Source organism: Streptomyces mutomycini (assembly GCF_001700505.1).
GTDB classification, from domain to species: domain Bacteria; phylum Actinomycetota; class Actinomycetes; order Streptomycetales; family Streptomycetaceae; genus Streptomyces; species Streptomyces mutomycini.
The window spans coordinates 111482-123948 of the sequence record NZ_MAPV01000011.1 but is presented as its reverse complement, the minus strand read 5'-3'; the positions used below and the strand labels follow the sequence as shown (position 1 = coordinate 123948).

Here is a 12467-nt window from a genome sequence, read left to right as displayed (position 1 = left end):
TCCGAGGGCTGCGCGGAGGTCGCCTGCAGGGCCCGCTCCGCGGCCGCGATCAGCGGGTCACCGCCGGAAGGGGCCGGGCGGGGCGGCAGCGCGTTGGAGTTGGCCTCGGCCACCGATCCCGGAAGGTTCAGCGCGGGCGCGTCCCCGGGCAGCGGTACGGGCGGCGGGGAGGCCGCGGGCGGCGCCTTGGGAAGCAGTGCCTGCGGAAGGACGACGACCGCTGCCACCCCACTCCCCTTCTGTTCGCGCAGCTGCACCTGTACACCGTGGCGGGCGGCCAGCAGTGAGGTCACCTGAAGACCCAGCCCCGCCCCGTCCGCGGCCTGTTCGCCCGCTTCGAAGGACGTCGGGTCCGCCAGCCTCGCATTGAGCTCGCCCATCCGGACCGCCGACATGCCGATGCCCTCGTCCTGCACGGAGAGCATCACCTCGCCGGTCTCCAGCAGCCAGCCGGAGAGCTCGACATGGGAGTCCGGCGGCGAGAAGGAGGTCGCGTTCTCGAGGAGTTCGGCGACCAGGTGGCTCAGGTCGTCGGCGGCGAAGCCCGCGATCTGGGCGTGCGGCGGCAGGGACTGGATGGTGACCCGCTCATAGCGCTCGATCTCGCTGACCGCTGCGCGCAGTACGTCCACCAGCGGGATCGGGCTTGCGTGGCCCTGGTGGTGATCGGCTCCCGCGAGGACCAGCATGTTCTCGCTGTGGCGCCGCATGACGGTGGCCATGTGGTCCAGCTTGAAGAGGGTCGCGAGGCGCTCCGGGTCGTGCTCGCGCTCCTCCATGCCCTCGATGACGCCGAGCTGGCGCTCCACGAGGCCGAGCGTGCGCAGCGACAGATTGACGAAGGTGTGGTGGACCGTGTTCCTCAGCCGCTCGAGCTGCGAGCCGAGCTCCGCCACCCGGACCTGGAGTTCGGCCCGCTGGAGCGTGAGGGCCTCGCGGCCCGCGATCAGCTCGCCGCGCTCGGTCTGCATGCTCTCGAGCCGGCCGGTGACGTCGTGGTGCAGCGCGTGCAGCTTGCCGTGCAGGGTGTTGATGGACCGTACGACCTGGGCGAACTCGTCGTTGCGCCCGGTGTAGCGGACGGGTTCGGCGGTCTCGGGCTCGGCGGCGATACGGCCCGCCCCGATCCGCAGGACGGCGAGCGGCTGGGTGAGGGTGCGGGCGACGGCGGTGGAGACGCCGACGGCGATCAGCAGACAGCCGCCGAGCAGGGCGAGGTGGAGTTCCAGCGCGGTGACGTCGTCGTCGCGCAGCCCCTCCAGACGCTTGACCTGTGCGGTGCCCAGCGCGGACTCGACACCGCGCATGCGGTCGAGCCTGGCGGAGAGCGCCGCCTCGACCTTCTCGGGGTCGGCCTGCCGGTCGGCGTCGGACAGTTCGGGGCGGTCGGTGAAGCGGGTGAGGTACTTCTCGGCGACCGCGACCTCGGTGCCGGTGACCGTGGAGGCGAGCCTGTCCCGGGCGGAGGGCCCGGCGGCCTGGTCGAACTCGGCGAGCGAGGCGAGCTCGCGCACCCGCGCCTGCTGGGCGGCGGCGCTCAGCTCGTCACGGTTGCGGTCGTCGTCGGTGCCTCCGTCCTGGCTCTGGACGGGCAGACCGGTGAACGGGTCGATCTCCTGCTGCTGCGGCTTCGTGCCGGGCACGGCGAGCGCGGCCAGGAGCAGCCCCCTGGTGGCGGACGCCTGCTCCACGGCGCCGCCGAGGGCGAGCGGGGCGCGGGTGGCGTCGGCGGCACGCGGCGGGGTCTTCTCGGCGAGCTCGTCGGCGAGGTCATGGAGCTTGGCGATGACCTCGGAGTACGCCTGGTAGGCCTCCGCCGCCGAACCCTTGCCGGTGAGGGCGGTCCGGCGCAGCGAGGGGATCTCGGCGAGGTCGCGCCGGAGCGCCGCCGGGGCGGCCTCGCGGATCTCGTCCACCTGCTGGTCGACACGGGCCGCGGGGCTCGTCGTGCCTTTCCCGCCGTCGTCCTCACGGCCGCCCGCGATGTGGGCGATGACCTCGTCGCGCTCGTCCGCGAGGGAGTGCGCGAGGGTGATCGCCTGCTGGTTCAGCTCGGCGAGCGTGACCAGCCGCTGGGACTCGTTGAGATCGGAGGATGCGCCCAGCGCCGCCGGGGCGCCCGCGGCGATGACGGTGATCCCTACGGCGGCAACGCCGGCGACGAGCCGGCTGCGCACCCGCACGGTCCGCTTGGAGGCCACAGCCGCCTGAGGCGTCGCCCCGGACTCCTCGCGCGCGCTGTTCTTGCTCCGAGGCCTCTTCTTCTGCACCGGTGCTCGCAATCTTGATCGTCCGCCCTTGAAGCAGAGGTGACGCACGGTCACGTCTATGGGCTCCCCGCCCTGGTACGGCTTCTGACCATTCCAGCGCTTTTGAGAGGGGGCCGCGCATCAACCGCTCCGCCACTCGAAGGAGTGAACAACACTCCGGAGTTGGCGAACAAGTCTCCCCACGGGCGCCGCAGGGCATGCACGGGCCACCAGGTGGAACTTCGGGCCAGGCTTTGGGAGTATGCCCGCCCGCATATGCATGGAGTCGTGGATTCCATCCTTGAGGGCCACCTGACCTGCTGGTACGACCCAATCACGGGGTCGTGCAGGCTCCGTGAAGACCTCGTGCAGACTGGCTGGATGCGTATCGAACTCGCCACCGAGCCGGGCAGCACCGAACGCCCCAACGAGGACTGGGCGTCGACCGCCGCCCCCGCGTCGGGCCAGGGAGGTGTCCTCGTCCTGCTCGACGGCGTGACCCCGCCCGCAGGCGACGTCGGCTGTTCGCATTCGGTTCCGTGGTTCACCGCGCGGATCGGGGGCGCCCTGGTCGAACTGTCCGCTTCGCGGCGGGATCTGACGCTGGCCGAGGTTCTCGCCCTGTCCATCCGGCACACCGCCGACGCACATCGCACCCAGTGTGACCTTTCTCACGTACGCACGCCTCAGGCGACGGTGGTCCTGGCACGCTGGGACGACGAACGGGTCGAGCATCTGGTGCTGTCCGACTCGGTCCTGCTCGTCGAGGCGCCGGACGGTACGGTCCGGCCGCTGCTCGACGACCGCCTCGACCGGCTGCCACCGGGCTCGCTGGCCTCGGAGGAGATCGCGGACACGCGTGCCCGGAACAAGGAGGGCGGCTTCTTCACGGCGGCCGCCGACCCCCGGGTGTCGTCACGCGCGGTGACGGGCGAGACCCCCCGGGCGGCGGTCCGGGCACTGGCGGCGCTGACCGACGGGGCGAGCCGCTGGACGGAGAAGTTCCAGGAGGGTGACTGGAGGGCCGCCTTGGGGGTTCTGCGCAAGGAGGGGCCACAGGGGCTGATCGACCGGGTGAGGGAGCTCGAGCGGGCCGACACCGGCCGGACCCGCCTGGGCCGCGGCAAGACCCACGACGACGCCACAGCGGTCCTGGTGGAGCTGTAGGGACCGCCGGGGCCGCCCGGGGAGCGTCCGGTCCGTCGCGCCGGCGCCCTCCGGACTGCCCCGCCCCCGCAGCTCAGTCCTCGGCGCGCTCGTTCAAGTGGTGCAGCAGCCGCGCCAGTTCCGCGACCTCGGCGCGGTCCCAGCCCGCGAGCTTGCGGGCATAGCGTCCCCGGCGGGCGTCACGGACGCTGCGGAAGCGCGCGAGACCTTCCTCGGTGAGGTGGACGAGCGAGGCGCGGCCGTCCGCCGGGTCGGTCTCCCTGGCCACCAGACCCAGGCCCTCCAGGGCCCGCAGCTGGCGGCTCATGGTCGCCTTGCCCACCCCGAAGTAGGCGGCGAGGTCCGTGGCGCGCTGCCGTCCCGCCGACTCCAGCCGTACGAGAAGCCCGTAGGCAGCCGCTTCCAGATCCGGATGGACCTCGCGGGCCATCTCTCCCGAATTGGCCCGTGCCCGGCGCAGGAAGACCGCCAACTCCCGCTCCAGGGCGAGGAACTCATGGTCCACACCACTTCCGGCCGCCGCGCCGGGTTCACCGCCGCTTCCGCTCCCGTGCACGTCAGCACCCCTCATACGCTTTCCCGCCGATGAAACTTTCTTTCAGCCACGGCCATCACCGCAGCTTGGCCAGTATTTCGCAGGCGTAGACCTCCGGCAGTCGCCAGGCCCCCTTCCGGAGCACGGGTCTACGTGCGTAGCTTCGTGATGTCTGGCTGGCATGTCCACACCAGATACGCGCCGCAGGAGTGTCCCGCACCCGTTCCTGCGCCATGAGCTCCCCCACCGAGCCCTCGGAGGCACGCAATGCCCGTGCACAGATCCGGAACCACAGCACTCCGCCGCCGCCCCCACCTCTTCGCGTCGGGGACACTCCTCGCCGCACTCGCCCTCCTGCTCGCGCTGCCCGGCGCGGCGTCCGCGGCCGACACCGCCACCGTCCCCGAACGTGGTACGGCGAGGATGGGCCAGGGCGTGATCGCCCACGACGGCCAGGGAGGAGGCTCCCCGACCGGCACGAACGCCATCCAGACCGAGGGCGTGGACGTCAGCGGCCACCAGGGCAACGTCGCCTGGTCGACCCTTTGGAACAGCGGGGTGAAGTGGGCCTACGTCAAGGCCACCGAGGGGACGTACTACAAGAACACGTACTTCACGCAGCAGTACAACGGGTCCTACAACGTCGGGATGATCCGGGGCACTTACCACTTCGCCACCCCGGACACGACCAGCGGCGCGACCCAGGCGAACTACTTCGTGAACAACGGCGGAGGGTGGTCCAGGGACGGCAGGACGCTGCCCGGCGTGCTGGACATCGAGTGGAATCCGTACGGCGCGCAGTGCTACGGCAAGACCCAGGCCGGCATGGTCGCCTGGATCCGCGACTTCGTGAACACCTACAAGTCGCGCACCGGACGTGACCCGGTGATCTACACCGCGACCAGCTGGTGGAAGGACTGCACGGGCAACAACGCGAGCTTCGGCGCCACCAATCCGCTCTGGGTGGCCCGGTACAACACCACGGTCGGTGAACTCCCGGCCGGCTGGAGCTACTACACGATGTGGCAGTACACGTCGTCGGGCCCGACGGTCGGCGACCACAACCGCTTCAACGGCGCCCTCGACCGCGTGGTGGCGCTCGCGAACGGCTGAGCTCAGCCCCGTACGACACAGAAACCGGGCCCCGGTGACCAGCTCCAGGTCACCGGGGCCCGGTGCTGCGCCACATCCCACTATGCGCTGCGCGTATACACACTATGTATAGTCGCCCCGTACCGCACCGCCGGTGTGTGGACGAGCTACGGGGAAGTGATGCGCCGTGTCTGTTGTGCCCGCAAAGATGACGCCGTTCGGCACGGGGTTGGCCGCCGCCCTGGTGACGGTGCTCACACTGGCCCTCGGCGGCTGCTCGATGCAGACCACGGCGCCCGGAACGGCGCGGGCCGACGCCGCCTCCGACGCCAAGGGATCGTTCGGGCCGGTGGACTGCCGCAAGGCCAAGTGCATAGCTCTGACGTTCGATGCGGGGCCGGCGGAGGACACCCCGCGCCTGCTGGACGTGCTCAAGGAGAAGGAGGTCCCTGCCACGTTCTTCCTGCTGGGCAGGAACCACGTCCTGAAGCACCCGGAGACGGTGCGCCGGATCGCGGCCGAGGGGCACGAGGTCGCCAATCACACCTGGTCGCACGAGATCCTGACGGAGAGGAAGCCCGCTGAGATACGGGCCGAGCTGGAGAAGACCCAGCTCGCGATCGAGCGGATCACCGGCAGGAAACCCCGGCTGATGCGTCCCCCGCAGGGCCGCACCGACGAGACCGTCTCCGGGATCTGCAAGGAGCTCGGGCTCTCCCAGGTCCTGTGGAGCGCGACGGCCAAGGACTACTCCACGAACGACTCCGCGCTGATCAGGAAGCGGATACTCGACCAGGCCGGCAAGGACGGAGTCATCCTGCTGCACGACATCTACAAGGGGACGGTCCCCGCGGTCCCGGGCATCATCGACACGCTGAAGGAGCGGGGCTACACCTTCGTGACCGTCCCTCAGCTGATGGCCCCGGCCGAGCCCGAACCCGGCACGGTCTACCGCCCCTGACCCGCCCCGCGCGCGGAACGGGCCGCCCTCCTGGAGGGGGACGGCCCGTCCGTACCGGCCGTCGGCGTGATGCCACGCCCGTCACTGCATGGCGCCTACGCGGCAGCCGGGATCCTGTCCTGCACCCTGGCCGAGGCCGGGGCCAGCGCGATCTCCAGCACCTGGCGGACATCGGTCACCGGGTGGACCTCCAGGGTGTCGAGGACCTCGGCCGGGACGTCGTCCAGGTCGGCCTCGTTGCGCTTGGGGATCACCACGGTGGTGATGCCGGCCCGGTGCGCGGCCAGCAGCTTCTGCTTCAGGCCGCCGATGGGGAGCACCCGGCCGGTCAGCGACACCTCACCGGTCATGGCCACATCCGTCCGGACGAGCCGGCCCGAGAGCAGCGAGGCCAGCGCCGTGGTCATGGTGATGCCCGCGCTGGGACCGTCCTTGGGGACCGCGCCCGCCGGGAAGTGGATGTGCGCGCCCCGGTCCTTGAGGTCCGCGACCGGAAGCTCCAGCTCCGCGCCGTGCGAGCGCAGGAAGCTCAGGGCGATCTGCGCGGACTCCTTCATGACGTCACCGAGCTGACCGGTCAGTGTGAGACCGGACGCCCCGGTCTCCGGGTCGGCCAGCGACGCCTCGACGTACAGCACGTCGCCGCCCGCTCCGGTCACCGCGAGTCCGGTGGCCACACCCGGCACCGCGGTGCGGCGCTCGGCCGGGTCCTGGGCCGACTCCGGTACGTGGTGCGGGCGTCCGATCAGACCCCGCAGGTCCCGCTCGGACACCGTGAACGGGAGCTCCCGGTCACCCAGTTCGTGCTGTGCCGCGACCTTGCGGAGCAGCCGGGCGACGGCCCGCTCCAGATTCCGCACCCCGGCCTCCCGGGTGTACTCGCCCGCCAGCTTGCGCAGCGCGGACTCGTCCAGGCCGACCTCGTCGGTCTTCAGACCGGCCCGCTCCAGCTGGCGCGGGAGCAGGTGGTCACGGGCGATGACGACCTTCTCGTCCTCGGTGTAGCCGTCCAGGGTGACCAGCTCCATGCGGTCGAGCAGGGCCTCCGGAATGGATTCGAGGACGTTGGCGGTGGCGAGGAACACGACGTCGCTGAGGTCGAGTTCGACCTCCAGGTAGTGGTCGCGGAAGGTGTGGTTCTGCGCAGGGTCGAGCACTTCGAGCAGCGCCGCCGCCGGGTCGCCCCGGTAGTCGGACCCGACCTTGTCGATCTCGTCGAGCAGCACGACCGGGTTCATCGAACCGGCCTCCTTGACCGCCCGCACGATGCGTCCCGGAAGCGCGCCGACGTACGTACGCCGGTGGCCCCGGATCTCGGCCTCGTCCCGGACACCGCCGAGCGCGACCCGGACGAACTTGCGCCCCATGGCGTGCGCGACGGACTCGCCGAGCGAGGTCTTGCCCACACCGGGAGGGCCCACCAGCGCCAGCACGGCACCGCCGCGCCTGCCGCCGACGACACCGAGCCCGCGGTCGGCGCGCCGCTTGCGTACGGCGAGGTACTCGGTGATGCGCTCCTTCACGTCCTGCAGGCCTGCGTGTTCGGCGTCGAGGACCTGCTGGGCGCCCTTGATGTCGTAAGCGTCCTCGGTCCGTTCGTTCCACGGCAGTTCCAGGACGGTGTCCAGCCAGGTGCGGATCCACGAGCCCTCGGGGCTCTGGTCGGAGGCGCGCTCCAGCTTCTCGACCTCCTTGAGGGCGGCCTCCCGGACATGTCCGGGGAGGTCGGCCGCCTCGACGCGCGCCCGGTAGTCGTCGGACTCGTCGCCGGAGCCGGATTCGCCGTTGAGCTCGGAGAGCTCCTTGCGCACCGCGTCGAGCTGGCGCCTCAGCAGGAACTCGCGCTGCTGCTTGTCGACGCCCTCCTGGACGTCCTTGGCGATGGACTCCGCCACGTCCTGCTCGGCGAGGTGCTCGCCGAGCCACTGGATGGCCAGCTTCAGACGGGCGACCGCGTCGACGGTCTCCAGCAGCTGGACCTTCTGGGCGATGGTGAGGAAGGGCGAGTAGCCGGAGTTGTCGGCGAGGGCGGAGATGTCATCGATCTGCTGGACCCGGTCCACGACCTGCCAGGCGCCCCGCTTCTTCAGCCAGCTGGTGGCGAGGGCCTTGTACTCCTTGGCGAGCTCGGTCGCCGAGCCGGGCAGGGGCGAGGGCAGGGCCACGTCGATCCGGGTGCCCTCCACCCACAGCGCGTTGCCCGGCCCGCTGGTCCCGGCCCCGATCCGCACCCGGTCACGGGCCCGGATGAGGGCGCCCGGGTCCCCGTCCGACAGCCGTCCGACCTGCTCGACGGTGCCCAGGACGCCGGTCCCGGTGTAGTTCCCGTCGATGCGCGGCACGAGCAGCACCTCGGGCTTGCCGCCCCCGGGCCGCGCGACGGCCTGGGCGGCCTCCACGGCGGCGCGTACCTCCGCGTCCGACAGGTCGAGCGGCACCACCATTCCGGGCAGTACGACCTCGTCGTCGAGCGGCAGCACGGGCAGGTCGATCGGCGTGGACGACGTGGACGCGTTGGATCCTGCAGTCATGATCTCCCCTTAGGCAGGCAAGTTGAGCTATGTGGGCTCAATGCTTGTGAGCCGGGGAATGTTCCCCACGCGGCGTTCGCTCTCAGCGATCAACCGCCCGGCCGGGCACCCACCTGCGAAGCTCCGCTCATGAGCGAAGCGATCGGCACCGAGGACAGAGGGCTCGCGGCGGACGGGACGATCCTCCGCGAGGGCGCGACGGCGCGCGTACCCGCGGAGTTCGCCCCGGTGGTCGAGGCGGCCCGGGCCCGCATCGCCGGGTCCTACGGCCCCGGACGACTGCACAGCGCCTACCTCTACGGCAGCATTCCGAGGGGCACGGCCATTCCCGGTGTGTCCGACCTGGACCTGCTGGTCGCCGTGCTCGACGGGCCCACCGACGCGGACCGGGCGGCGGCCGAGCAGATCTCCACGGCCCTGGACTCCGCCTTCCCGGTGATCGACGGAGTCGGCCTGCTCCTTCATCCCGTCCGGACCCTGATGAGTGAACTGGAACGCGACGACGCGGGCTTCTTCATCGCCTGCCTCTGCACACCTCTGCTCGGCGAGGACCTCGCCGCACACCTGCCGCGCTACCGGCCCACCTCGCTGCTCGCCCGCGAGACGAACGGCGATCTGGCGCTCGCACTCCCCCGCTGGCGCGCCCGTGCGGCCGACGCCACGACCGACGAGGCCCGCCGGACGCTGAGCCGGGGCGTCGCCCGCCGCCTCGTACGGTCGGCGTTCACGCTGGTCATGCCGCGCTGGGGCGGCTGGACGAGCGATCTGCACCGGTCCGCCGACCTCTTCGCGCGCTACTACCCGGACCACCCGGAGCGCGCCGCCCAGGTCCGGGCCGCCGCGGCCATCGCACGGACACCTTCGGCGGACCCGGCCGTACTGGCGATGCTCGTCGAGGAGCTGACTCCCTGGCTGGCCGCCGAGTACACGGCGGTCCACGGCACGAAGGCACCACGCCCCGAAGAGTGAGACCGCGGAAATCCGCTGGTCCACGGTCCGTTCACGCGGAAGGATGGACGGCCGGAACAGAACCGCCCGCCGCATGCCCGAGACCGGAGACCGCGCCCATGCCCGCCACAGATGCGCACCGCCCCGTCGTCCTCGACCGGCGTGAGGGGCCGTACGGCGAAGTCGTCCTGCGCGAGCGCGGCGACCACTTCGAGATCATCGCCAACGGCTGCTTCCTGATGGACACCTCCGACGGCCGCTCCGAGCGGCTGCTGATCGACGCGGCACTCGCCGCCCTGCCCGCCGGACGGCCGGCCCCGTCGGTGCTGATCGGCGGGCTCGGCGTCGGCTTCTCCCTCGTGCGGGCGGCCGCCGAACCGCGCTGGGGACGGATCGCGGTCGTCGAGCGGGAGCAGGCCGTCGTGGACTGGCACCTCACCGGACCGCTCGGCCGGATCTCCGGTACGGCGCTCGCCGATCCGCGTACCGAGATCCTCCGCACGGACCTCGTAGCCCACCTCCGTACGACCACGGAGCGTTACGACGCGCTGTGCCTGGACATCGACAACGGACCCGGCTGGACCGTCACGCAGGACAACGAAAGCCTCTATTCGCCCTCGGGTCTCGCGGCCTGCCGCGAGCGTCTGACGCCCGGCGGAGTCCTCGCCGTCTGGTCCGCGCAGCCGTCCGCGGACTTCGGTGACGCCATGCGGAATGCCGGATTCCACGCAGTAACGACCAAAGAAGTAGCCGTTGCCCGAGGTGTACCGGACGTGGTTCATCTCGCACTCCGGAACCACTGAACCCCCACGGTGTGCCCACATCTCTGCCCCACCATGGATGAGGCGGCACAAGTCCGTCCGTGCGTCCCCTTCCCGCGGGTAACACCTTCACGACGGTCAACACCCTGCGTAGCCGAGAGGCCCGCTGTGCCTTTACGCTGCTGACCGGCACAAGGGATCACCGACGAAAATCCACAAGCGACAACCGTGCCTCCGGGGGAATGGCCTCCGCGAGAACGGGCAGGGGCGGGGCGATGGAACAGACACACACCACCCACAACGGCGTCGCGGCCACCCCCGGGGCTCAGCGCCGGGTGCTGGTGGTCGAGGACGACGCGACAATCGTCGACGCCATTTCCGCCCGGCTGCGGGCCGAGGGCTTCCTGGTGCAGACGGCACTGGACGGGCCGGCGGCCGTGGACGCGGCCGAGGCCTGGCAGCCCGACCTGATGGTGCTCGACATCATGCTTCCCGGCTTCGACGGCCTCGAGGTCTGCCGTCGCGTGCAGGCCCAGCGCCCCGTGCCGGTGCTGATGCTCACCGCACGCGACGACGAGACCGACATGCTGGTCGGGCTCGGGGTCGGCGCCGACGACTACATGACCAAGCCGTTCTCCATGCGGGAGCTGGCGGCGCGGGTCCACGTCCTGCTGCGCCGGGTCGAGCGCGCCGCACTGGCCGCGGTCACACCGCGCAGCGGCATCCTGCGCCTCGGGGAGCTGGAGATCGACCACGCGCAGCGCCGCGTCAGGGTGCGCGCCGACGACGTCCACCTCACCCCGACCGAATTCGACCTGCTGGTCTGCCTGGCGAACACACCACGCGCGGTGCTGTCCAGGGAACAGCTGCTGGCCGAGGTGTGGGACTGGGCGGACGCCTCCGGGACCCGCACGGTCGACAGCCACATCAAGGCCCTGCGCCGGAAGATCGGCGCCGAGCGGATCCGTACCGTGCACGGCGTCGGATACGCCCTGGAGACCCCCGCGCCATGACCCGGCCCGGCTCCGGACTGAGGCCCTTCTCGATCAAGGCCAAGCTGGGCACGCTCGTGGTGATCTCCGTGTTCATCACGACCGGACTGCTGATCGTCGCCCTGCGGACCAGGACCGAATTCCGGTTCATCACGGTCTTCTCCGTGATCGCCACGCTGCTGATCACCCAGTTCGTGGCACACGGGCTGACCGCGCCGCTGGACGAGATGCGCGCCGTCGCGCGCTCGATCTCGCACGGCGACTACACGAGACGGGTGAGCGGCGCCGGGAGACGGGACGAGCTCGGCGACCTGGCGCAGACGATCAACCGCATGGCGGACGATCTGGAGGCGGAGGACCGGCACCGCAAGGAGCTGGTGGCCAACGTCTCGCATGAGCTGCGCACCCCGATCGCGGCGCTCAGAGCGGTGCTGGAGAACGTGGTGGACGGAGTGTCCGCCGCGGACCCCGAGACCATGCGTACGGCGCTGAAACAGACCGAACGCCTGGGCCGGCTGGTGGAGACCCTCCTGGACCTCTCCCGGCTGGACAACGGCGTGGTGGCGCTCAGGGCGCGCCGCTTCGAGGTCTGGCCGTATCTGTCGGGCGTGCTGAAGGAGGCGAATCTCGCCGCTTCCCAGCGCCGGCTCTCCTCCGGTTCGGGCAACCACTCCCGCAACGACGTCCATCTGCACCTCGACGTGTCGCCGCCCGAGCTGACGGCGCACGCGGACGCGGAGCGCCTTCACCAGGTGGTCGCCAATCTCATCGACAACGCCGTCAAGCACAGCCCGCCGCACGGCCGGGTCACGGTGCTGGCGCGGCGCGGGGAGTATCCCGAGTCGCTGGAACTGGAGGTCATCGACGAGGGGCCCGGCATCCCTGAGGCGGAGCGCCACCGGGTCTTCGAGCGCTTCAACCGCGGTCAGGCGCCGTCCCCGCACGGTCCGGGCAGCGACGGGGGCACCGGCCTGGGGCTCGCGATCGCCCGCTGGGCGGTGGATCTGCACGGCGGCCGCATCGGGGTGGCCGAATCCGCCCGAGGTTGCCGAATACAGGTCACTCTTCCGGGGAACGCCCCGATGCGCGGCTGACCTCGCGTTCGATGCGGAGGGCCCCGTTTCTCCCTCCCGTCCGGGAAAGAGATACGGTCCAAGGGGCCGTAGTACCGGCCTCGCGTACTCGAAGGGCAGCGGAACCCTGTTTGTTTCCCGCCATTTCATGCGCCGAA

Annotated in this window: 10 protein-coding genes; 7 read left to right on the top strand and 3 right to left on the bottom strand. The window is 71.0% G+C overall.

What is annotated here, in order from left to right:
• A partial coding sequence (locus tag BFF76_RS01250; RefSeq protein ID WP_065846767.1) for a sensor histidine kinase occupies positions 1-2270 on the bottom strand: 2270 nt, incomplete at its 3' end.
• 360 nt (positions 2271-2630) lie between these two features.
• On the opposite strand from BFF76_RS01250, the gene BFF76_RS01245 reads away from it, so the two are divergent.
• On the top strand, positions 2631-3416 hold the full coding sequence (locus BFF76_RS01245) for a protein phosphatase 2C domain-containing protein (RefSeq protein WP_065846755.1): 786 nt from the start codon (positions 2631-2633) through the stop codon (positions 3414-3416).
• Between the two features lie 73 nt (positions 3417-3489).
• Here the strand turns inward: BFF76_RS01245 and BFF76_RS01240 are convergent, their stop codons facing one another.
• Entirely contained in the window at positions 3490-3987 is a 498-nt protein-coding gene (locus BFF76_RS01240) for a MarR family winged helix-turn-helix transcriptional regulator (protein ID WP_381821454.1), read from the bottom strand.
• Between the two features lie 231 nt (positions 3988-4218).
• On the opposite strand from BFF76_RS01240, the gene BFF76_RS01235 reads away from it, so the two are divergent.
• Both BFF76_RS01235 and BFF76_RS01230 read left to right on the top strand, forming a co-directional pair.
• A complete protein-coding gene (locus BFF76_RS01235) occupies positions 4219-5064 on the top strand; it encodes a lysozyme (protein WP_065846754.1) in 846 nt (281 codons plus the stop codon).
• A 175-nt stretch (positions 5065-5239) separates the two neighbouring features.
• The gene (locus tag BFF76_RS01230) at positions 5240-6004 is read left to right on the top strand and encodes a polysaccharide deacetylase family protein (protein WP_042836211.1); all 765 of its coding nucleotides are present in this window, start codon (positions 5240-5242) and stop codon (positions 6002-6004) included.
• A gap of 95 nt (positions 6005-6099) precedes the next feature.
• On the opposite strand, the gene lon is transcribed toward BFF76_RS01230, so the two are convergent.
• Entirely contained in the window at positions 6100-8535 is a 2436-nt protein-coding gene (gene lon, locus BFF76_RS01225) for an endopeptidase La (RefSeq protein ID WP_053930474.1), read from the bottom strand.
• A gap of 129 nt (positions 8536-8664) precedes the next feature.
• Between lon and BFF76_RS01220 the strand changes: the two genes are divergently transcribed.
• From BFF76_RS01220 to BFF76_RS01205, 4 genes are all read left to right on the top strand, one after another.
• Positions 8665-9504, top strand: a complete 840-nt coding sequence (locus BFF76_RS01220) for a nucleotidyltransferase domain-containing protein (protein ID WP_065846752.1) — start codon at positions 8665-8667, stop codon at positions 9502-9504.
• Positions 9505-9602: 98 nt separating this feature from the next.
• Positions 9603-10286, top strand: a complete 684-nt coding sequence (locus BFF76_RS01215; protein WP_053930472.1) for a spermidine synthase family protein — start codon at positions 9603-9605, stop codon at positions 10284-10286.
• Between the two features lie 233 nt (positions 10287-10519).
• Complete coding sequence (locus BFF76_RS01210) at positions 10520-11257, top strand: response regulator transcription factor (protein ID WP_014154105.1); 738 nt, start codon at positions 10520-10522, stop codon at positions 11255-11257.
• Positions 11254-12330, top strand: a complete 1077-nt coding sequence (locus tag BFF76_RS01205; protein WP_031091413.1) for a HAMP domain-containing sensor histidine kinase — start codon at positions 11254-11256, stop codon at positions 12328-12330. The genes BFF76_RS01210 and BFF76_RS01205 overlap by 4 nt, the downstream gene beginning before the upstream one ends.
• The last annotated feature ends 137 nt before the right edge of the window (positions 12331-12467 follow it).